Source organism: Paracoccus ravus, from assembly GCF_004522175.1.
Classification (GTDB): Bacteria; Pseudomonadota; Alphaproteobacteria; order Rhodobacterales; family Rhodobacteraceae; genus Paracoccus; species Paracoccus ravus.
Map to the genome: position 1 here is coordinate 51012 of NZ_SDEB01000016.1, position 21516 is coordinate 72527.

Sequence of the window (21516 nt, forward strand, 5' to 3'; positions counted from 1 at the left end):
CAGCCATGAAAAAGAAGCTAGTGGTCATTGGTGCCGGAATGGCCTCGGGCCGGATGCTCGAACAGATTTTCGACGCTGCCCCCGATGCCTATGAGGTCACCCTGTTCAACGGCGAGCCGCGCGGGAACTACAATCGGCTGATGCTGTCGCCGGTGCTGTCGGGCGAAAAGACCTATGAGGAAATCGTCACACATGACGATGACTGGTACGCGCGGCACGGCGTTGATTGCCGCTTCGGCGAGCCGGTCGTCAAGATCGACCGCAAGAACCGCATCGTCTATTCGAACAAGGGCGGCGCGCCCTATGACGCGCTGGTCATCGCCACCGGTTCCGCCCCCTTCATCATCCCGGTTCCGGGCAAGGACCTGCCCGGCGTCGTGACCTATCGCGATCTCGAAGACACCCACGCCATGATGGACACCAACGGCAAGGATGCCGTCGTCATCGGCGGCGGGCTTCTGGGTCTGGAAGCCGCCGCAGGCATGGCGGCACGAGGCGCACGCGTCACCGTCATCCACCTGATGGGCCACCTGATGGAGCGTCAGTTGGACCCGGCGGCAGGCTACCTTCTACAAAAGGATCTGGAGAAGCGCGGCATCAAGGTCCATTGCAAGGGCGCGACCAAGGCGATCCTGGGCAAAGACCGCGCCGAGGCCGTGCTGCTGGAAGACGGCACCGTCTATCCCGCCGATCTGGTCTGCATGGCCGTCGGCATCCGCCCAGAAACCCGGCTTGCCAATGATGCCCATCTGGAGGTCGAGCGCGGCATTACCGTCGATGACGCGATGCGGACCTCGGACCCGCATATCTTTGCGCTTGGCGAATGTGTCGAGCATCGCAAGCAGCTTTTCGGCCTTGTCGCGCCGCTTTACGACCAAGCCAAGGTGCTGGCGAAGACTCTGCTGGACGAGGCTGCCGAGTTCGTCCCGGTCCAGACCGCGACCAAGCTGAAAGTCACCGGTTGCGATCTGTTCAGCGCCGGAGATTTCGCCGAGGGCGAGGGCCGCGAGGATATCGTCTTCCGCGATCCGGGCAGGGGCATCTACAAGCGTCTCGTGCTGCAGGACGACCGCATCATCGGCGTCGTCATGTATGGCGAGACTGGCGATGGCAGCTGGTTCTACGGGCTCATGAAGGACGGCACCGATATCTCGGAGATGCGCGAGACGCTGATCTTCGGCCCGGCCTTCCAAGGGGGGGCCAAGCTGGACCCTATGGCGGCCGTTGCAGCCTTGCCGCTTGAGGCAGAGATTTGTGGCTGCAACGGCGTCTCCAAGGGCACGATCCTCGACGCGGTCGCGGGCGGAGCGTGCACGCTGGATCAGATGCGCGCCTGCACCAAGGCCAGCGGCTCCTGCGGGACCTGCACCGGGCTGGTGCAGCAGGTCATGGCATTCGCGCTTGGCGGCGAGGTCGTCGAAGCGCCCGCCGGCATGTGCAAATGCACCGACCACACGCATGAGGACGTGCGCCGTCTGATCAAGGCGATGGGGCTGAAATCCATCCCCGCCGTCGTGCAGGAACTGGGCTGGAAATCGGTCGGCGGCTGCCATTCCTGTCGTCCGGCGCTGAATTACTACCTGCTGGCCGAATACCCGCTGGAATACAAAGACGACCGCCAGTCGCGCTTCGTCAACGAACGCAACCACGCCAATATCCAGAAGGACGGCACCTATTCCGTCGTGCCGCGCATGTGGGGCGGGGTGACCACCCCGGCGGAACTGCGCGCCATTGCGGACGCCGCCGACAAATACAATGTGCCGATGGTCAAGGTGACCGGTGGCCAGCGCATCGACCTGCTGGGCGTCAAGAAAGAGGATTTGCCCCATATGTGGGCCGATCTGAACGATGCCGGGCTGGTCAGCGGCCATGCCTATTCCAAGGGCCTCCGCACCGTCAAAACCTGCGTCGGCAAGGAGTTCTGCCGCGTCGGCACGCAGGATTCGACCGGTCTGGGCATCAAGCTTGAAAAGATCATGTGGGGCTCGTGGACGCCGCATAAGCTGAAGCTCGGCGTCAGCGGCTGCCCGAGGAACTGCGCCGAGGCCACCTGCAAGGATATCGGCGTGGTCTGCGTCGATAGCGGCTACAATATCTCGATCGGCGGCGCGGCGGGAATGGAGGTCAAGGAAACCGAGCATCTGGCCTCGACCCCGTCCGAGGAAGAAACCATCCAGATCATCCTCGCCGTGACCCAACTTTACCGCGAGAACGGCAAGTATCTGGACCGGCTCTGGAAATGGATGGGCAAGGTCGGCCTTGACTGGATCAAGGCGCAGGTCGTCGATGATCTGGAAAACCGCAAGGCCTTGGTCGAACGTTTCGAGATCAGCCAGTCGGTCTATCGCACCGATCCTTGGGCCGAGCTTTCCACCCCCGCCGAGACGCCCAAATGGGGCCCCCTTGCAGATCTGACGCTGGAGGCAGCGGAATGACCATTTTCGTCGATATCGGCGCGCTTTCAGACGTGCCCCAGCAGGGCGCGCGCGTGGTGAAAACGCAAACCGGCTGCATCGCGGTGTTCCGCACCGCCGATGACCGGGTCTTTGCGCTCGATGACCGTTGCCCCCACAAAGGCGGGCCTTTGTCCGAGGGTATCGTGCATGGCACATCCGTGACCTGCCCGCTGCATAACTGGGTCTTCGACATGAATTCGGGCGAGGCGCAGGGCGCCGATGAAGGCGCTGTCCGCACCTATCCGATCCGTGTCGAAAATGGCCGCATCCTGATTAGCGCCGAATTGATGGCCCGCCGGGCCGCCTGAGGAGAACCATCATGTCCTATGTCAATCCTTCCGATTTCGCGAAAAAGATGATCGATGCGGGCGAGGCCAAGGTCTTCATGTCCACTAAGGACACGCTGATCCGGGCCTATATGGCGGGCGCGATCCTTGCGCTGGCCGCGGCCTTTGCCGTCACCGTCACTGTGAATACGGGCGATCCGCTGATCGGCGCGCTGCTCTTTCCGGTCGGCTTTTGTATGCTTTACTTGCTGGGGTTCGATCTGCTGACCGGGGTCTTTACTCTTGTACCGCTTGCGCTGATCGACAAGCGCCGGGGCGTCACGATGCAAGGGTTGTGGCGCAATTGGGGGTTGGTATTCGCGGGCAATTTCGCGGGAGCTTTCACCGTCGCGGTCTTTATGGCGATTATCGTGACCTTCGGTTTCTCGGAAGCCCCCAACGCGGTCGGCGAAAAAATCGGCCATATCGGTGAGGGGAGGACGCTCGGCTATGCCGCTCATGGCGCGGCGGGGATGCTGACGCTGTTCGTGCGCGCGGTCATGTGCAACTGGATGGTTTCGACCGGAGTCGTCGCCGCGATGATGTCCACCAGCGTTTCGGGCAAGATCATGGCGATGTGGATGCCGATCCTCGTGTTCTTCTACATGGGTTTCGAGCATTCCATCGTGAACATGTTCCTGTTCCCGGCGGGACTGTTGTTGGGCGGCAATTTCACCATCATGGATTACCTGATCTGGAACGAGATCCCGACGGTGCTCGGCAATCTCGTCGGCGGTCTGACCTTTGTCGGCGCAATGATCTATGCCACTCACCACAAGACCTCGCCCGCCCGCGTTCCGGCGGAGGAAACCCAGCCTTTGGCCGTTCCTGCCGAGTGAGGGCCTGACCATGACGCATCCCGCATTCCCCTCCACGCGCACGACCTGTCCCTATTGCGGGGTGGGCTGTGGGGTGCTTGCAACGCCCGATGGCAAGGGCGGCCTTGCGATCAAGGGCGACCCGGATCATCCGGCGAACAAGGGCCGCCTTTGCGTCAAAGGCTCGGCCCTTGGCGAGACCATCGGGCATGAGGGCCGCTTGCTGGCGCCTCGCATCGACGGGCGCGAGGCGGATTGGGATGAGGCGCTGGACCTTGTCGCGCAGCGTTTTTCCCAAACCATTGCCGAGCATGGACCGGATTCGGTCGCCTTCTATGTCTCGGGCCAATTGCTGACCGAAGATTACTATGTCGCCAACAAACTGATGAAGGGTTTCATCGGCTCGGCGAATATCGACACGAATTCGCGGCTTTGCATGGCATCCTCGGTCGCGGGGCATAGGCGCGCCTTCGGCTCTGATACCGTGCCGGGCCTTTACGAGGATCTGGAACTGGCCGATACGGTCGTTCTGGTCGGCTCGAACCTCGCTTGGTGCCATCCGGTGCTGTATCAGCGCATCGCCGCCGCGAAAGAGGCGCGCCCCGAGATGCGGGTGGTCGTCATCGATCCCCGCCGCACCGCGACCTGCGACATGGCCGACCTGCATCTGGCCATAGCGCCCGGCGCGGATGCGGTTCTGTTCAACCTGCTGCTGGCCGAGATCGAGGCGCGCGGCCTGATCCGCGATCCCGAAGCCACGGGGCTGGAGGCTGCCCTTGCCGCCGCCCGCCTGGCCGTGCCGGGCGAGACCGGCCTTGCCCCGGAGGATCTGGCGCGTTTCCTCGACCTCTGGCTGCGCAGCGACAAGGTCGTCACGGTCTATTCGCAGGGCGTGAACCAATCCGAAAGCGGCACGGATAAGGTCAATGCAATCCTGAATTGCCATATGGCGACGCGGCGGATCGGTCGTCCCGGCATGGGGCCCTTCAGCGTGACCGGCCAGCCCAATGCGATGGGCGGGCGCGAGGTCGGCGGGCTTGCCAATATGCTGGCCTGTCATCTGGATATCGAAAACGCTGCCCATCGCGCGGCGGTGCAGGGTTTCTGGGGCGCGCCGCGTATGGCCGAGCGGCCCGGCCTCAAGGCGGTGGACATGTTTCGCGCGGTTGAGGACGTGCGTATCAAGGCACTGTGGATCATCTGCACCAATCCCGCCGTTTCCATGCCCGAGGCTGATCGCGTCGCCCGCGCCATTGCGGGATGCGATTTCGTCGTGGTGTCGGACATGATGGCCCAGACCGATACGACGCGACTTGCCCATGTCCTGCTGCCCGCGACAGGCTGGGGCGAAAAGGACGGCACGGTGACGAACTCCGAGCGCCGCATCAGCCGCCAGCGTCGTCTTTTGCCGCCTGTCGGGCGGGCCCGCGACGATTGGCGCATTCTGGCAGATGTGGCGGGGCGCATGGGCTGGCGGGACGCTTTCTCTTGGCAGCACCCCTCCGAGGTCTTCGCCGAACATGCGGCGCTTTCGGGGGTGGCGGGCGCGCTTGGCAGTGATTTCGACATCTCGGATCATGTCGGGATCACCCGCGAGGACTATGACGTGCTGCGTCCGTTTCTTTGGCCGCAATCAGCGCAGAAACGCGGCGGGCGCTTCTTCGGCGATGGTCGGTATCATACGCCGGACGGGCGCGCGCGGATGGTGGCCGTCGCAGCGCGCGGCCCACAGCCGCTGGACGAGGCGCATCCTTTCCGGCTGAACACGGGACGCGTGCGCGACCATTGGCACACGATGACCCGGACCGGGCTTTCGCCCCGGCTCTCGCGCCATCTCGCCGAACCTTTTCTTGAGCTTCATCCGGCTGACGCCGCACGGCTGGGCCTGCAAGCCGCGAGCCTCGCCGAGGTCGAAAGCCCGCATGGCAAGGCCCTGCTACGCGTCCTGATCACCGAGCGCGTTGCCCCAGGACATCCTTTCGCGCCGATCCATTGGAGCGGCGAGACCGCACCGACCGGTCGGATCGATGCGCTGGTGCAAGGCGTGACCGATCCTGTTTCAGGCCAACCCGCCTCGAAATCCGCGCCGGTGGCGATCCGGCCCTTCGCGGCGGCTTGGTATGGCTTTGCGGTGTCGCGCCAGCCCATGAAGCCCGATTGCGACTACTGGGCGCTGGCGCGGTTGCCGGGCGGGCAGCAGGCCGAGCTTGCCTCAGGCACGACGCCCGAGGACTGGGTTGCCGAGGCCCAAACCTTGTTCGGCATCGCGGCGGAACCTTTGGTGGTCCGCGACCGCCGCCGGGGGATCACCCGGCTGGCCTTTGTCGTGGACGGCCAGTTGCAAGCCGCGCTTTTTGTCTCCCCCGAGCCAGTGGCCCTGTCGCGCAGCCATGTTGCCGCCGCCTTGGGTGAGGCTTGCAGCCCCGATCTTCTGGCCGGACGTGCGGGTGCGGATCGCCCCGACGAAGGCGCGCTGGTCTGCGCCTGTTTCGGCATCGGGGTGAACCGGATCCTGTCGGCGATCACCGCTCAGGATCTGGTCACGGTCGAGGCGATCGGCGCAGCCTTGCGGGCGGGCACGAATTGCGGCTCGTGTCGACCGGAACTCAAGGCGTTGATCGCCGCGTCGAGCCGGATTGCGGCTGAATAACACACTCGAAACAATGAAGTGGGAAATTGGTGCGGGCGGCGGGACTCGAACCCGCACAGGCTTGCGCCCCAGGGTGTTTAAGACCCATGCGTCTACCATTCCGCCACGCCCGCGCCAGTTTCGTGGCTAATGGGCGCAGCGGAGATTGGCAAGCGGGATCAGTAGCTCCGCGTCGGACGGTCGAAGACCTTGCGCCCCATCAGCGAGCCGACCAGATCTACCATCATCTTCGCGGTCCTGCCGCGATCATCGAGGAACGGGTTCAGCTCGACCAGATCCAGCGAGGTCATCAGCCCGGATTCATGCAAAAGCTCGCAGACCAGATGCGCCTCGCGGAAGGTCGCGCCGCCCGGAACCGTGGTGCCGACGGCGGGCGCGATCGAGGGGTCGAGGAAGTCCACGTCAAGGCTGACATGGAGCAGGCCGTTCTGGGCATGGACCCGTTCGAGGAAGGCACGCAGCGGGGCCGCGACGCCCTGCTCGTCCAGAACCCGCATGTCATTGACGGTGATCTCGGTCTGTTTCAGCGCGGTATGCTCGGCGGGGTCGACCGAGCGGATCCCGAACATGCAGATATTCTCGCCCGGAACCGGGGCGGGGAAGGGCGGGAAGGGCGCAAAGCCGTCGCGACCCGCCGCATAGGCCATCGGCGTGCCGTGCAGGTTCCCCGAGGTCGTTGTCTGGACGGTGTGAAAATCGCTATGTGCATCCAGCCAGATCACGAAAAGCGGGCGTCCGACCGCTTTTGCATGAGCCGCGACACCCGCAACCGTGCCCAGAGACAGCGAATGGTCGCCACCCAGGAAAACTGGCATTCCATCTGCCATGCCAGCGCTGGCCGAAGCCGCAAGCGCCTCGGTCCAGGAGATCACCTCGGGCAGGTGATGGACTGCCGGGTTATCACAAGTCTCGCCACGACCGGGGGCGGGCATGACATCGCCGCGATCCTCGACCGTGTGGCCAAGTTCGGCCAGTGTCTCGGCCAGGCCCGCCACGCGATAGGCGGCCGGGCCCATGAGGCATCCGGGCTGGGCTTGGCCTTCATCGACCGGAGCGCCGATCAGGATGCAATGGGTCATGGTTACCTCTGCACTTGCTTTGGTGATTCAACGCCGGGGATCAGCTGCGGATCCCCTTGAAGCGTTCTTGCCATTCGTCGCGCTGCTCATCGCTGATCTTGGCGAAAAGCACATCGGGCGTGGTGAAGGCGTGACCGGCGGGCAGGGCACCCAGTGCCTCGGCGACATCGCCCGGCCAGTCGCGGTTGTCTGTGCCCATCGCTGCCAGCATCGCATCCGCTGCGAACGGGATGAAGGGCGCGGACAAAACGGCGTAAAGGCGGATCAGGTTCAGGCCCAGACGCACCTGCATCGCGGCGCGGGCGGGGTCGGTCTTGAAGGTCGACCACGGCGCTGCCGATTGCAGATATTCATTGCCGAGAACCCAGATCGCGCGCAGCTCGCCCGCGGATTTGCGGACCTCCATGCCGTCCATGAAGCCCTCATAGGCGCGGATGCGGGTGGTCAGAGCCTCGATCAAAGCCAGTTCCTCGGGACCGTATTCACCGCCTTCGGGGATCACCTCGCCGAATTTCGAGCGGCAGAATTTGGTGATGCGGCTGACGAAGTTGCCCAGCACATCGGCGAGATCCTTGTTCACCGATTGCTGGAAATTGTCCCAGGTGAATTCGCTATCGCCAGATTCCGGGGCGTGGCTGAGCAGCCACCAGCGCCAGTAATCGGCGGGCAGGATCGACAGCGCCTGATCCATGAAGACGCCGCGGCCTTGGCTGGTCGAGAACTGGCCACCATCATAGGTCAGGTAGTTGAAGGACTTGATGTAATCGACCAGCTTCCACGGCTCGCCCGACCCGATGATCGTCGCCGGGAAGCTCAGCGTGTGGAAAGGCACGTTATCCTTGCCCATGAACTGGGTATAGGTGACGTCCTCGGCTCCTTCGTCCAGACGCCACCAACGGCGCCACTCGCTGTCGGGCTGGCCCTTGGCATCGGTGCCTTCGGCGGTGCCGGCGATATATTCGATGGGCGCGTCGAACCAGACATAGAAGACCTTGCCCTCCATCCCCGGCCAAGGCTGGTCGCCCTTCTGGACCGGGATGCCCCAGTCAAGATCGCGGGTGATGCCACGGTCCTGCAGCCCGTCACCGTCGTTCAGCCATTTGCGAGCGATCGAGGTGGTGAGGATCGGCCAGTCTTTCTTGCTGTCGATCCAAGCGGAAATCTGGTCCTTCAACGCGCGCTGGCGCAGATAGAGATGCTTCGTCGAGCGAACCTCGAGATTGGTCGAACCCGAGATCGCGGAACGCGGCTCGATCAGATCGGTCGGGTCGAGCTGCTTGGTGCAATTCTCGCACTGATCGCCGCGCGCCTTGTCATAGCCGCAATTCGGGCAGGTGCCCTCGATATAGCGGTCAGGCAGGAAGCGGCCGTCGTCGATGGAATAGACCTGCTTTTCCTCAACCTCGCTGATCCAGCCGTTTTCATCCAGTTTACCGGCAAAATGCTGGGTCAGGCCATGGTTGCGCGGGCTGGACGACCGCCCGAAATGGTCAAAGGACAGGCCGAAATTGCGGGCGATCTCGGCCTGCACCTCATGCATCTCGGCGCAATAGACGGCGACGGGCTTGCCTGCTTTCTTCGCGGCAAGCTCGGCGGGGGTGCCGTGCTCATCGGTGGCGCAGATGAACATGACCTCATGGTTCCTCTGGCGCAGGTAGCGTGCGTAAAGATCCGCCGGCAGCTGCGAGCCGACGAGATTTCCGAGATGCTTGATCCCGTTGATATAGGGGATCGCCGAGGTGATGAGATGCCGGGCCATGGGATGCGTCCTTTTGATCGGCGTCATCTCTAGCCGCGAAGCGCCAAGATGGAAAGTCCTGCGGACATTGCTGCCGCAGGGCGCGCGGCGGCATGTTGCCCCGGCCCGCGGCAGGTACGTCAGCGCGGCGCCGCCGACGGGCCGCGCTTAGATTGTTCTTGTTCCGCATCGACCTGCCGAATTAAGCTGATCCCAGTCCCAACCTCATGTTGCGGTTCTCGATGCATGCGCCGGAATTCCAGCAAATGCGTAGCACAGGACGGACCGTCCTGCTGATCGCTATGCTATGTCTGTCAGGCAGTGTGGCGAATGCCGAGACGGATCAGTCCGGGCAGCGCAATCTGTTCGTTATGACGGGACGGATTCTGGACGAATCCATGGCGGGCAGCCTCAATCTTGCTGGCGCGAATTACGAAGGCAATTACGTCACCGGGCTAGGGATGCAATGGCTTGGAAAGTCCGGGCGTTTCCTGACTTTGGGCTATGAGGCGGGGGCCGCGCTCCGTTATGGCGGCGGGCAAAGCACCGAGCTTTGGGGCGGCCCGGTGGCACGGTTTCGCGCCGTCGATGTGGCGGCCGACTGGAAGTTGACGCCTTCGGTCGTGTTCGGCCTGAGCTTTGTCGATTCCGTCCAGCCGGGGCGGGAGGCAAATCAGGTCGAGAAATACGACGGCGATGCGACGGTGCTGTTCTACCTGTCGCCCGAGATCGAGTTCTCGTTGCCGGACAAGGATTGGAGCCTGTTCTGGCGGCTGCATCATCGCTCGGGCGGCCAGCGAACCTTGGGGGACATGAAGGGCGGCACGAATGCCAATCTGCTGGGGCTCAGAAAAAAGTTCTGAGCCGCGCCGCGCGATTTCGGCCTTGCGACGCGTTCCGCCTATAGGGTCTGCAGCGCGGCAAGGGCGCGCGTCAGGATGTGCGAGACGCCCGCGCTGAGTGGCCTTGCCCCGGCGAGAATGTCTTCCACCGCGAACCAGCCCGCGTCCAGCGCATCATCGCCCGCCACCGGTTCGCCCGAGACGTAGTCGCAAAGTACCGCCGCCAGCAGGAAATGATAACGCAACGCGCCATCGGCCCCGCGTTCGATCACATCAATATTGTCGAGATAATTCCGGGGCCTCGCGACGATGCCGGTTTCTTCGGCCAATTCGCGGGCGGCGGCGTCAAGCGCCGTTTCGCCCGGCTCGACATGGCCTCCGGGAAAACCCCAAAGGCCCGCATCGGGCGGATTGCGGCGCTGCACGAGCAGAACCCGGTCGCCGTCCAGCGTGACGGCCAAGGCGGCGAGCCGGGGGAAATGTGCCAAGGCTTAGCGACGACGGTCGCGGCGCGAGCTCATCGGCTGGAAGGCGACGCCGACATGGGCCTCGCAATAGGGTTTTCCGGCCACTGAAGGCAGGCCGCAGAACCAGAACTTGTCGGTCGCCGGATCGCCGATCGGCCATTTGCAGGTGCGCTCGGTCAGCTCCATCAGCGTGAGCTTGCGCGCGCGCTTCTCGACTTCGCGCACCGAGGCCAGCGCCTCGGGGCTGATCTCATTGGCCGAGGGCTGCGGCGGCAGCGGCTGACCCGCCGGCACGATCGGGCGGCGGTTGAAATTCACCGGCGCAGGTGCGACAGGCGCAGGCTCCGGCGCTGCTGCTGCGGCAGCAGGCTTTGGCGCAGGCTCGGGCGCAGGCGTGGGTTTGGGTTGCGGGGCAGGGGCAGCAGCGGTGGGCTGGGGCGCAGGCTTCGCCTCGGGCGCAGCGGGTGCGGCAGGCATTTCGGTTCCGTCCTCGTTTCGGTTCGACAGGCCAAGGCGATGCACCTTGCCGATCACGGCGTTTCGGGTCACGCCACCAAGTTCCTTGGCAATCTGGCTGGCCGACTGGCCTTCGGCCCACATGCGTTTCAGCGTTTCTACGCGCTCGTCGGTCCAGGACATGGCTTGCCTTTCCTGCACCGCTCATCCGGTGCACTGTCGTACTGGTGGCTTCAATTCCGCGGAACCCGGTCTTACACCGGGGATAGCCAGATTTACCCGCCCCATGCCGCGAATTCAAGGAGCGCAGATGAGCCAGTTCCAGCCCGATACCGGATTTCGACAGATGGGCGTGCGCCGTTTCGGCCGCGTGAACTGGCTGGGCCTCTATACACTGGCCCGGCGCGAGATCATGCGCTTCATGAATGTCTGGCAGCAGACTGTCTTTGCGCCCCTGATGACGGCCGGGCTTTTCGTGATGGTTTTCGCGCTGGCTCTGGGGCGTGATCGGGGAGAGGTCATGGGCCTGCCCTATCTGGCCTTTCTGGGGCCGGGCATCCTGATGATGACGGTCATCCAGAATGCTTTCGCGAATACCTCGTCGAGCATCATCTCATCGAAAATGCAGGGAAATATCGTCGATACCTTGATGCCGCCCCTGTCGGCGGGCGAAATCCTGACCGGCTATCTGATCGGCGCGCTGGTCCGCGCGCTGATCGTCGCTGCGGTGATCGCCACGGGCATGGCGCTGCTGATCGGGCAGGGCGTCGCCCATCCGCTGATCGCGCTGAGTTTCATCACGCTGGGCGCGCTGGTGATGGGGGGCTTGGGGATGCTGGGCGCGATCTTCGCGCAGAAATTCGACCAGATGGCCGCGATCACGAACTTCATCGTCACGCCGCTTTCCTTCCTGTCGGGCACATTCTACTCGGTCGAGGCGCTGCCGCAGCCCTTTGCGACCCTCGCGCATTGGAACCCGATCTTCTACCTGATCGACGGCGCGCGCTTTGGAATCGTTGGGGTTTCCGATGCGCCTGTCGGACGGGGGCTGGTGGTTTCGCTGGTGACGGCGGCGGCGGTGCTCTATGCGGTTTGGCGGCTCCTTCGCTCGGGCTACCGGATGAAGCCGTGAATCCCGTTGCGTGACGCAGCGTTCCGCGATATGCGACCCGCATGATCATTCGGACCGCATATTCCGCTCGTCCCCGACGTTGATTCGTCAACGACCGATCCTGCCTGCCTTTCCGTCATTACCGGGACCGCTCGACGCGGCCCATGTCTGCAAAGGGACCCATCCATGATTCCGCATGTCCTGCCGACCTACAACCGTGCCGATCTCGCCTTTGAACGTGGCGAGGGCAGCTGGGCCATTGCCACGGATGGGACGCGATATCTCGATCTTGGCGCGGGGATCGCGGTGAATGCGCTGGGTCATGCGAATCCGGAACTGGTCAAGACCCTGACCGAGCAGGCCGGGCGGATCTGGCATGTCTCGAACCTCTATCACATCCCCGAGCAGGAGCGTCTGGCCGACCTGCTGGTCGAGCACACCTTCGCCGACACCGTCTTCCTGACCAATTCCGGCACCGAGGCCGCCGAACTCGCGATCAAGATGGTCCGCAAATACTGGTCCGATCTGGGCGAGGACCGGTTCGAGATCCTGACCTTCGAGGGGGCCTTCCATGGTCGCTCCACTGGGGCCATCGCGGCGGCGGGGTCCGAGAAAATGGTCAAGGGCTTCGGGCCGCTGATGCCGGGTTTCCGGCAATTGCCCTGGGGCGACATGGAGGCGCTCAAGGCCGCGATGTCGGATCGGACCGCGGCCGTCATGGTCGAGCCGCTGCAGGGCGAGGGCGGCATTCGCCCGCTTTCCGACGAGGATCTGCGCCTGATCCGCGCGCTTTGCAACGAGACCGGCGCGCTTCTGGTCCTCGATGAGGTGCAATGCGGCATGGGGCGCACGGGCAAGCTTTTCGCGCATGAATATGCCGGGATCGCGCCCGATGTGATGATGGTCGCCAAGGGCATCGGCGGCGGCTTCCCGCTGGGCGCGGTGCTGGCCACCGAAGCGGCGGCGGCGGGCATGGTCGCGGGCACGCATGGCTCGACCTATGGCGGAAATCCTTTGGCCTGCGCGGTGGGCGCGAAAGTCATGGAGATTATCGCCGCGCCGGAATTTCTGGCCGAGGTGAACCGCAAGGCGGGCCTTTTCCGTCAGAAGCTCGAGGCGCTTGTCGCGGCCCATCCCGATATCTTCGACTCGGTTCGCGGGCAGGGGCTGATGCTGGGGCTGAAATGCAAGGCCGCGCCGGGCGATCTGGTCAAGGCGGGCTATGCCGAGCAGATCCTGACCGTGCCCGCCGCCGACAATACCCTGCGGTTGCTGCCGCCGCTGAATATCAGCGACGAGGATATTGGCGAAGCGGTGGCGCGGCTTGATCGGGCGGCGGCACGGCTGGCGGCCTGAACTCGGAAAATGGAGGAAAAGGGCATGAGACGCCATTTCGCGCATCGCCGACGACGTTGCCGGGCCGTCGAAACGCGCGAAATGGGCTTCTCCCTTGACCTCTAGCCGGCAAAGCGGCTTCCTTGCCGGATCAATCCGAAAGACGACAGAAAATGAAAAGTTTCCTCGACATCCATACCACCGACAAGGCCGAGCTGCGCGGCATGATCGACTCGGCGCGGCGGATGAAGGATGCGCGTAACGGCCAGCCCAAGGGCACGCCCGACGCCGATCAGCCGCTCAAAAACCGGATGGTGGCGCTGATCTTTGAAAAGCCCTCGACCCGGACGCGCGTCAGCTTCGACCTTGGGGTGCGGCAGATGGGCGGGCAGACCATGGTCCTCTCGGGCAAGGAGATGCAGCTCGGGCATGGCGAGACCATTGCGGATACGGCGCGGGTGCTGTCGCGCTATGTCGATCTGATCATGATCCGCACCTTCGAAGAGGCGACGTTGCTGGAAATGGCGGAATATGCCAGCGTTCCGGTGATCAACGGCCTGACGAACCGTACCCATCCCTGTCAGATCATGGCCGACGTGATGACCTTCGAGGAGCATCGCGGGAATATAGCAGGGCGCAAGGTCGTCTGGTCGGGTGATGGGAATAATGTCTGTGCCTCGATGATCCATGCGGCCGGGCAGTTCGGATATGACTTTACCTTTACCGGCCCGCAGACCCTCGATCCCGAGGCCGAGGCCCTGGAATTCGCACGCGCCCAAGGCGTCCAGGCCCTGATCGAACGCGACCCCGCGAAGGCGGTCGAGGGGGCGGATCTGGTCGTGACCGATACCTGGGTGTCGATGCATGATCCGCAATCGGCGCGGGAACGTCGCCACAACCAGTTGCGCGGCTATCAGGTCAATGAGGCCCTGATGGCGCAGGCCAAGGCCGATGCGCTTTTCATGCATTGCCTGCCGGCCCATCGCGATGACGAAGTGACCAGCGCCGTCATGGATGGTCCCAACTCGGTCATTTTCGACGAGGCCGAGAACCGGCTTCACGCGCAAAAGGCGATCATGCGCTGGTGTCTCGACGTCTGATCGCGACTGCCCGTGCCTTTTGCAGTTGATCGCGCCCCCGAAAAAGGCGCGATCTTCTAGACCTCGCGGAAGGCGCGGGTGAAGTAATCCGTCAGCGGCTTGAGCAGATAGGCCAGTGGGCTGCGCCTGCCCGTCTGGACATAGACTTCGACCGGCATCCCCGGGATGAGATCCAGCCCGCCCAGCTTTGCGATCTGTTCGGGGGAAATCGTCACCTCGGCGCGGTAGTAGGGCAGGTGCGTCGTCTGATCGATCAGAGTGTCGGGCGAGACCCTGCTGAGGATGCCGTCGATCTCGGGCGTGGTGCGCGATGAAAAGGACGAGAACCGCAGCACCACGTCTTGGCCGGGATGCACCTCGTCGATATTGATCGTGGCGACGCGCGCCGCCACGACAAGCGGGCGGTCCTGCGGGATGATGTAAAGGATCGGGTCGGCCGCCCGGATCACCGAGCGTGGCGTCGTCACCTGCAATTCCTGGATCACCCCGGCCACCGGCGCGCGGATCTCAAGGCGCGAAATCTGTTCGTGGAGCGAGCGCCGTCTTTCCGCCAATTCCAGTTCGCGATAGCCCAGATCGCGTAATTCGGTCTCTGCCTGTTCGCGATAAGTGGCGGATCTCTCGAGCCGCGAGAGGTCGATTTCGGCGACTTGGGTCTCGGCCTGGGCGCGGCTCGCGGTCGTTTCCCCCAAGAGTCCGTCAAGGCGTGCGGCCTCGCGTTCCAGGGCCAGAACCCGAGGAGCCTGGGCCAGCCCCTTGTCGAGCAGCGAGCGTTGGTCCTTCAATTCCTGTGATATGAAATCCCGCTGCTGATGCAGCGCGGCATTCTGCGCCTCGATGCCGGTGATCTGGGACCGGACCTGCTCGGACTGTTTGGCCAATTGGCCGAGCGACTGGGCCAAGGTATCAAGCCGGGCGTGAAACAACCGCGATTGACCCTGCATGAGTTCGGCAAGTTCGGGGCGGCTCTGCGCGGCCTCGGTCAGCGGATCGGGGAAGCTGATCTCGCGATTATCAGCGCGCTCGGCCTCGAGCCGGCCGCGTCGGGCGAGAATCTCGTAATATTGCCCCTCGACGATGGCCAGTTCCGTGCCAAGCAGGGCTCCGTCGAGCTGGATCAGGATCTGGCCGGCATCGACGGCCTGCCCATCGGTCACGAGAATGCGCGCGACCACTCCGCCATCGGGATGCTGGACGATCTGGCGGCGCTGCTCGACCTCGATCTGGCCCTGCGCGACGACCGCACCGGCGATCCGCGCGGCGAATCCCCAGCCTCCGAAACCGCCGACGAGAAGCAGCAGCGCGAATGCACCGAGCAGGATCGGTCCCCGCGCCGACCGCCCGGAGCGCGGCGCTGCCGCTGGGCTTTCCTGGACAGGTTGACTCTGCGCGTTCATGCCACACCCCCGCCAAGGCCCTGCGTGCGGCTGATCTGCTCGGCATTCTTGACCATCGAGCGCAGCACATCGTCGCGTGGACCAAAGGCGCGACGCAGGCCCTGATCCATCATCATCAGTAAGTCACATTCGCTGATCGCGGCGGGACGGTGGGCCATGATGATGACGGCCCCGCCCCGCGCCTTGATGCTGCGGATCGCCGAATTCAGTGCCGCCGACCCGTCATTGTCGAGATTGGAATTCGGCTCGTCGAGCACGAAAAGCACGGGATCGGCATAAAGCGCGCGGGCCAGCCCGATACGCTGGATCTGCCCGCCCGAGAGCCGGCCACCGCCCTGCGCGACAGGCGTGTCGTAACCCAGCGGCAATTCGAGAATCATGCGATGAGCCGCGGCGGCAGTTGCGGCGGCGACAATCTTGACCGGGTCCGGGTGAGGCGAGAGCCGGGAGATGTTTTCGGCGATCGTTCCCTCGAACAAAGTGACTTGCTGGGGCAGGTAGCCGATCAGCCCGCCCAGAATATCGGGATCATATTGGTCCAGCGTCGCACCATCGAGCCGGATCGAGCCCGCCGCGATCGGCCATGCGCCGATCAAGGCGCGGGCGAGGGTGGATTTACCGGCGCCCGAGGGGCCGATCACCCCCAATGCCTGACCCGGCGCCAGCTCGAAACTGACGCCGCGAATCGTGGGAATGGCCTGGCCGGGCGGCAGAACCGTCAGGTTGCGGACCTCAAGCGCCGCCTTTGGCCGAGGCAGGGGCGTATGCCCGGCCATGGCGGGACGCCGCGCCAACAATGTACCCAGACGCATCCAACCGTCCTGGGCGCGCTGGACGACGGGCCAGCCGCCGACAACCTGTTCGACCGGGGCCAGCGCGCGCCCCATCAGGATCGACGAGGCGATCATGGCACCCGGGGTGATCTCTTGGCGCAGCACAAGATAGGCCCCCGCCGCGAGCAGCGCGCTTTGCAAAAACAGCCGGAAGGTCCGCGAGAAGACGGTGAAACCCGCCGCGCGGTCCTGAGCGACAAGGGTCGCTTCGGCGGCTGCATCACGCGCCGCGCGCCAGCGCAGAAAGGTTGCATCCCGCATCCCCAGCGAGCGGATCAGCTCGCCCTCGCCGTGAAAAATATCAGCCAGACGCTCGGAGGACTGGCCCGCCAAGGCGGCCTTTTGCAGGGCGTTGCGGCCGAGTTTCTGGTTCAGCAATGTCGCCCCGACCAGGACGCCAAGCCCGGCCGTCGCCACCACCCCCAGCAGCGGATGAAAGAGGTAGACGGCGGCCAGAAAGAACGGCGCCCAGGGCAGATCGAACATCGCCATGAGCACGGGCGACGCGATCAGCCTCTGCACCGCTTCGAGATCGCGCATCCCCCCTTTGGTGACGGCATCGGAGCCCGAAGCCTGCCCGTCCCGCAGCGCGGCGTTAAAAACCCGCCCCTCCAATCGTTCCTGCAATCGCGCGGCGAGCCGGGCCATGATCTGACTGCGCGCAAGGTCAAGAAGCCCCATCATGGCAAAGAGAAAGGCGACCAGCAGGAAAAGGGCCGTCAGCGTCTCAAGAGATCGGCTGGCAAGCACGCGGTCATAGACCTGCAGCATGAAGAGCGGGCCGGTCAGCATCAGAAGATTGACCGCAAGCGAAAAGATCGCGACCGCCAGATAGAGCCTGCGACCCTCGGCCGATGCGGCGCGAAGTTCGCCGAGGCCGGATTTCAATACAACCGGCAAGGACATGCCTGAATCTCTCCGGTTCCTGCCGCCGAGCTTGCCGCGGCACATGGTAGCGCATATCCCAAGCGAGGGGTGGAACAGGCCGAATGGACTGATCCGTAAGAAAAACTTGGCTCACGTCAGGGCTATAACACGGAAAGGTTAGCATAATATTGCCCCGCAACACCATCTTTGCAGTTCTGGCCTGCGGCTTTTGCGCGGCCTGCGCCACGAATCATTCCCAGAACGACATCCATGACCCGTTCGAGCCGATGAACCGGCAGGTCCATGCCTTCAACCGCGGTCTTGATGCCCATGTCGTGAAGCCCGCGACCGCCGGACTGTCCTCGGATGGCGGGGGCGGGATGGGAAGCCATGTCCTGCAAGGGATCGGAAATTTCGGCAGCAATCTGGCGCAGCCGGGCAAGGCGCTGAACCATCTCTTGCAGGGCCGGGTCGAGCCGGCCGTGATGACCGGGTTCCGCTTTGCGGTCAATTCGACGCTGGGTCTGGCCGGGTTTCTCGACCCTGCGAGTGCCGATTTCGCGCTGCCTGAGCAGGATACCGATTTCGGCGAGACACTCGCGGTCTGGGGCGTCCCCGAGGGCGCCTATCTGGAACTGCCGCTGCTAGGTCCCTCGACCACGCGCGACACGGCCGGGCGGGTCGTCGATCTGGTGATCGACCCCATGCATCAGGTGCTGGATCTGGATGAATGGCTGATCGGGTTGGGGGCACGGGCAGTCTCAAAAGCCGGTGAACGGGCGCGTTTCGGCGATTCTGTCGATTCCATCCTGCATGAAAGCGCCGATAGTTATGCACAGACGCGGTTGATCTGGATGCAGCATCGCCGTCACGAACTTGGCCAGGAAGGAGAAGAGATTGACCCTTATGCCGAATGAGACCCGACGCGGCTTTCTGGGCCTGATGGGTGCGGGGGCTGCTTTCGCAGCGTTTCCCGCCCATGCGCTCGATACGGTTCAGGCGAGCAGCCTCGTGCAGAAATCGCTGGACGAGGTCTATGCGGTGATCAATTCCGGCCAGCCTCCGGCGCGGATGTACAAGGAGTTCGAGTCCATCTTTGCGCGCTATGCGGATGTGGACATCATTGCGCGTTCCGCATTGGGGCCGGCTGCGCGGCAGGCCAGCCCGGCCGAGTTCTCGGCCTATCGGCAGGCATTCCTGGGCTATATCGGCCGCAAATACGGCAAGCGGTTCCGTGAATTCATCGGTTCCAAGATCGAGGTCACCGGCGCGCGCCCCGTGAAGTCGTTCTTTGCGGTCAGCTCGGTCGCCCATCTCAGGGGGCGCAGTCCGATGGAGGTCGAGTGGCATGTCTCGGACAAATCCGGCAAGAGCCGCTATTTCAACATCATCATCGAGGGCGTGAACATGCTGGCCTCGGAGCGCGCCGAGGTCACGGCGATGCTGGCCCGCCGCAAGGGCGACATGGCCGGCCTGACCTCCGATCTGCAGCAGGCGGGCTGAACCCGCCCCAAAGCAAGGGAAGGGCCGATCCGGGAACCGGACCGGCCTTTTTTCATTGCGTCATCACGCCGTCGATGCCGCGCAAGGCCTGGGTCAGCGGATCGTCGACCGGCGTCATTTCCGTGTCGCCCCCCATATCGGCCGTCGAAGAAGTCTCGCCCGGGATCTGCGGCGGCCCGCCCGAGGTCTGGGCACCGGGATCGGGCAGCCTGCGACCCGCCTGCGCCGGGTCCGAGGGGTCGGTTCCGTCTGCGACAGGCGCGGCGTCCTGGGTCTGCGGCTTGGGCTGGCCAAGCGCCTGCGACAGGGCCGCGGCCAGTGGATCGGCCGCGCCTTCGTCCCCGGTCGACACGACCTGCGGCACGGCGCTGCTGGCGTCAAAGACGAAATTCCCAAGGGATTCGACCGGCAATCCGTCATGGATCTCGGTCATCACGGCCTGCCAGATCTCGGCGGGCAGGCCACCCCCGGTCACGCCTTTGAGCGGCTTGTTGTCGTCATTGCCCAGCCAGACGCCGGTCACATACTGCCCGGTAAAGCCGATGAACCATGCATCGCGATAGCTCGACGTCGTGCCGGTCTTGCCCGCGGCGGGCCGGTCGAGCTTGGCGCGGGTGCCGGTGCCTTTCTGGATGACCTGCTCCATCATGCCGATCAGTTCGCCTGCGGCCTTCTGCGAGATGACGCGCTGGCCCATACCGCCGGATTGACCGATCAGCGCCTGATCGTCGCCCTTGATGCGCAATTCGACCAGGCCATAGGGCCGGACCGCGGTGCCGCCATTGCGGATGCCCGCATAGGCGCCCGTCATGTTCAGAAGCGTCGATTCCGACACGCCCAGCCCCAGCGAGGGACCGCTGGCCATGTCATTGGCAAAGCCGAAATCATGCGCGACGCGGCGCACGGCATCGCGCCCGGCGATCTCTTGCAGGCGGATTGTCGCGGTATTCAGCGATTGCATCAGCGCGCGGGTCAGGGTGACCTCGCCGGCATATTTGCGCGTGTAGTTCTGCGGTGACCAGGGACCCGAGCCGCGCACATTGATGGTCAGCGGGGCGTCCAGCACAAGATCGTTCGGGCCATAGCCCTGATCCAGAGCCGCGGCAAAGACGAAGGGCTTGAAGCTGGAACCGGTCTGGCGCATCGCCTGGGTGGCGCGGTTGAAGGTCCCGGTCGCGGTATTGTCGAGCCCGCCGATCATCGCGCGCACCGCGCCATCGGGGGACATCACCACGACCGCAGCCTGCGCCTTCGAACTGTCGGCAACCTTCTCGTCAAAGATCCGCTTCAGCGCCCGCTCGGCGGCGCGCTGGATGCGCTGATCAAAGGTCGTCGAGATGGTGACGTCCTCGGTCGTCTCGCTGGTCAGGAAGCCGGGCCCGGCCTCCATCACCCAATCCGCGAAATAGCCGCCCGCGCGGGCCGCCGCAGCCTTGGACAGCACCGCGGGACGCGCCTTCGCATCGGCGAGTTGCGCATCGTCCAGATAGCCCTGATCATGCATCAGGGCAAGGATCGTACTGGCCCGGTCCTGCGCCCGCTCCAGGTTCGAGGTCGGCGCAAAATAGCTGGGCGCCTTGAGCAGCCCCGCGAGCATCGCCGCTTCCGAGGCATTCACCTCCGAGGCCGACTTGTCGAAATACCGCTTGGAGGCGGCCTCGAAGCCGCGCGCCCCTGCGCCGAGATACGACCGGTTCATGTAGATGTTGAGGATGTCCTGCTTGGAGTATTTGATCTCCATCGCGAGCGAATAGGGGACTTCCTTGACCTTGCGCCAGATCGTCGATTTGCGGCACTCGGCCTCGAAATCGGCTTCGGATTTCCATTTGATCGGGTCAAAACTCTCGCCCAGGCAAAGCAGTTTCGAGACCTGCTGCGTGATCGTCGAGCCGCCGTTTCCGGATAGCGGGCCGCGACCGGCGGCGAGGTTGATCTTGATCGCGCTGGCAATGCCCTGCGGATCGACGCCGAGATGGCGGTAAAAGCGCTTGTCCTCGGTCGCCACAACCGCATCCTTCAGGACCGGGGCGATCTTGTCCGCGCTGACCATGCCGAAAGTTTCGCCACGCCACGCAAAGACCCGTCCTTCGCTGTCGAGCATGGTGACCGATCCGCGTGCACGGCCATCGAACAATGCGGAGGGTTCAGGCAGCGTCGTATAGAAGTAAAAAGTCGCGGCAGCCACGATCGCGAAAACCGTTGCGCCGAGGCGCCAGAACGAGCCCCAGACCACGCGCCAGATCAGCGTCACGAGCCCGGCGATTCCCCGCGTGACGAAATTGCCGCTCCGCGCTGTCGACCGGACCCGGGATTTCCGGGGCTGGCTGGCGGATTTCTGTGCCTTCTGAGGGCTTTGGTCGAAATTGCGCTTGTCCGCGACAATCCGGCCCTTGCCGGTTGGTTTCTTCATGCCTGTTTTCCTGCCCGGCCGGGTTCTGGCCATTTGGCGCGCAAGATACAGGATGCCGGGCAATTTGAGAACCAAGATGACCTATCAGTGAACTGCCGCCCCCAATCGCAGATCCATCGCCGACTGAT

The 21516-nt window shown here is 64.1% G+C and carries 17 protein-coding genes and 1 tRNA gene; 10 read left to right on the forward strand and 8 right to left on the reverse strand.

Annotation, left to right across the window (positions count from 1 at the left end; genetic code table 11):
- The first annotated feature begins 5 nt into the window (after positions 1-5).
- The 4 genes from nirB to ESZ60_RS13590 are packed head-to-tail and all read left to right on the forward strand — an operon-like array spanning position 6 to position 6250.
- The gene (nirB, locus tag ESZ60_RS13575; protein WP_134681264.1) at positions 6-2435 is read left to right on the forward strand and encodes a nitrite reductase large subunit NirB; all 2430 of its coding nucleotides are present in this window, start codon (positions 6-8) and stop codon (positions 2433-2435) included.
- Positions 2432-2764, forward strand: coding sequence for a nitrite reductase small subunit NirD (nirD, locus tag ESZ60_RS13580; RefSeq protein ID WP_134681265.1), 333 nt, complete (start codon positions 2432-2434; stop codon positions 2762-2764). Before nirB ends, nirD begins: the two co-directional genes overlap by 4 nt.
- A gap of 11 nt (positions 2765-2775) precedes the next feature.
- Positions 2776-3621 (forward strand): formate/nitrite transporter family protein, encoded by an 846-nt coding sequence (locus ESZ60_RS13585; protein WP_134681266.1) that lies wholly within the window; start codon positions 2776-2778, stop codon positions 3619-3621.
- A gap of 10 nt (positions 3622-3631) precedes the next feature.
- Positions 3632-6250 (forward strand): nitrate reductase, encoded by a 2619-nt coding sequence (locus ESZ60_RS13590; RefSeq protein ID WP_134681267.1) that lies wholly within the window; start codon positions 3632-3634, stop codon positions 6248-6250.
- Positions 6251-6277: 27 nt separating this feature from the next.
- Here ESZ60_RS13590 and ESZ60_RS13595 read toward each other — a convergent pair.
- The 3 genes from ESZ60_RS13595 to metG form a co-directional block, all read right to left on the reverse strand.
- Positions 6278-6363, reverse strand: a tRNA-Leu gene (locus ESZ60_RS13595).
- Between the two features lie 45 nt (positions 6364-6408).
- The gene (gene rocF / locus ESZ60_RS13600) at positions 6409-7329 is read right to left on the reverse strand and encodes an arginase (protein WP_134681268.1); all 921 of its coding nucleotides are present in this window, start codon (positions 7327-7329) and stop codon (positions 6409-6411) included.
- 40 nt (positions 7330-7369) lie between these two features.
- Positions 7370-9088, reverse strand: a complete 1719-nt coding sequence (gene metG, locus ESZ60_RS13605) for a methionine--tRNA ligase (protein WP_134681269.1) — start codon at positions 9086-9088, stop codon at positions 7370-7372.
- 245 nt (positions 9089-9333) lie between these two features.
- On the opposite strand from metG, the gene ESZ60_RS13610 reads away from it, so the two are divergent.
- The gene (locus ESZ60_RS13610) at positions 9334-9930 is read left to right on the forward strand and encodes a hypothetical protein (RefSeq protein ID WP_134681270.1); all 597 of its coding nucleotides are present in this window, start codon (positions 9334-9336) and stop codon (positions 9928-9930) included.
- A 38-nt stretch (positions 9931-9968) separates the two neighbouring features.
- On the opposite strand, the gene ESZ60_RS13615 is transcribed toward ESZ60_RS13610, so the two are convergent.
- Both ESZ60_RS13615 and ESZ60_RS13620 read right to left on the reverse strand, forming a co-directional pair.
- Positions 9969-10397, reverse strand: a complete 429-nt coding sequence (locus ESZ60_RS13615; RefSeq protein WP_134681271.1) for an NUDIX hydrolase — start codon at positions 10395-10397, stop codon at positions 9969-9971.
- Between the two features lie 3 nt (positions 10398-10400).
- Positions 10401-11015, reverse strand: coding sequence for a GcrA family cell cycle regulator (locus tag ESZ60_RS13620; RefSeq protein ID WP_134681272.1), 615 nt, complete (start codon positions 11013-11015; stop codon positions 10401-10403).
- A gap of 127 nt (positions 11016-11142) precedes the next feature.
- Between ESZ60_RS13620 and ESZ60_RS13625 the strand changes: the two genes are divergently transcribed.
- From ESZ60_RS13625 to argF, 3 genes are all read left to right on the forward strand, one after another.
- The gene (locus tag ESZ60_RS13625; RefSeq protein WP_245155700.1) at positions 11143-11964 is read left to right on the forward strand and encodes an ABC transporter permease; all 822 of its coding nucleotides are present in this window, start codon (positions 11143-11145) and stop codon (positions 11962-11964) included.
- A gap of 165 nt (positions 11965-12129) precedes the next feature.
- Positions 12130-13299, forward strand: coding sequence for an aspartate aminotransferase family protein (locus tag ESZ60_RS13630; protein ID WP_134681273.1), 1170 nt, complete (start codon positions 12130-12132; stop codon positions 13297-13299).
- A 152-nt stretch (positions 13300-13451) separates the two neighbouring features.
- On the forward strand, positions 13452-14378 hold the full coding sequence (gene argF, locus ESZ60_RS13635; RefSeq protein WP_134681274.1) for an ornithine carbamoyltransferase: 927 nt from the start codon (positions 13452-13454) through the stop codon (positions 14376-14378).
- Positions 14379-14434: 56 nt separating this feature from the next.
- Here argF and ESZ60_RS13640 read toward each other — a convergent pair whose 3' ends face one another.
- Complete coding sequence (locus ESZ60_RS13640) at positions 14435-15775, reverse strand: HlyD family type I secretion periplasmic adaptor subunit (protein WP_134681275.1); 1341 nt, start codon at positions 15773-15775, stop codon at positions 14435-14437.
- Positions 15772-17514, reverse strand: coding sequence for a type I secretion system permease/ATPase (locus ESZ60_RS13645; RefSeq protein WP_134681276.1), 1743 nt, complete (start codon positions 17512-17514; stop codon positions 15772-15774). Before ESZ60_RS13645 ends, ESZ60_RS13640 begins: the two co-directional genes overlap by 4 nt.
- A 149-nt stretch (positions 17515-17663) precedes the next feature.
- Here ESZ60_RS13645 and ESZ60_RS13650 point away from each other — a divergent pair, with 149 nt between their 5' ends.
- Together ESZ60_RS13650 and ESZ60_RS13655 are read left to right on the forward strand one after the other, a co-directional pair.
- Positions 17664-18392, forward strand: coding sequence for an MlaA family lipoprotein (locus ESZ60_RS13650; protein ID WP_245155701.1), 729 nt, complete (start codon positions 17664-17666; stop codon positions 18390-18392).
- The gene (locus ESZ60_RS13655; RefSeq protein ID WP_134681314.1) at positions 18382-18978 is read left to right on the forward strand and encodes an MlaC/ttg2D family ABC transporter substrate-binding protein; all 597 of its coding nucleotides are present in this window, start codon (positions 18382-18384) and stop codon (positions 18976-18978) included. The genes ESZ60_RS13650 and ESZ60_RS13655 overlap by 11 nt, the downstream gene beginning before the upstream one ends.
- 52 nt (positions 18979-19030) lie before the next feature.
- Here the strand turns inward: ESZ60_RS13655 and ESZ60_RS13660 are convergent, their stop codons facing one another.
- Complete coding sequence (locus ESZ60_RS13660) at positions 19031-21388, reverse strand: transglycosylase domain-containing protein (RefSeq protein ID WP_134681277.1); 2358 nt, start codon at positions 21386-21388, stop codon at positions 19031-19033.
- Between the last annotated feature and the right edge of the window lie 128 nt (positions 21389-21516).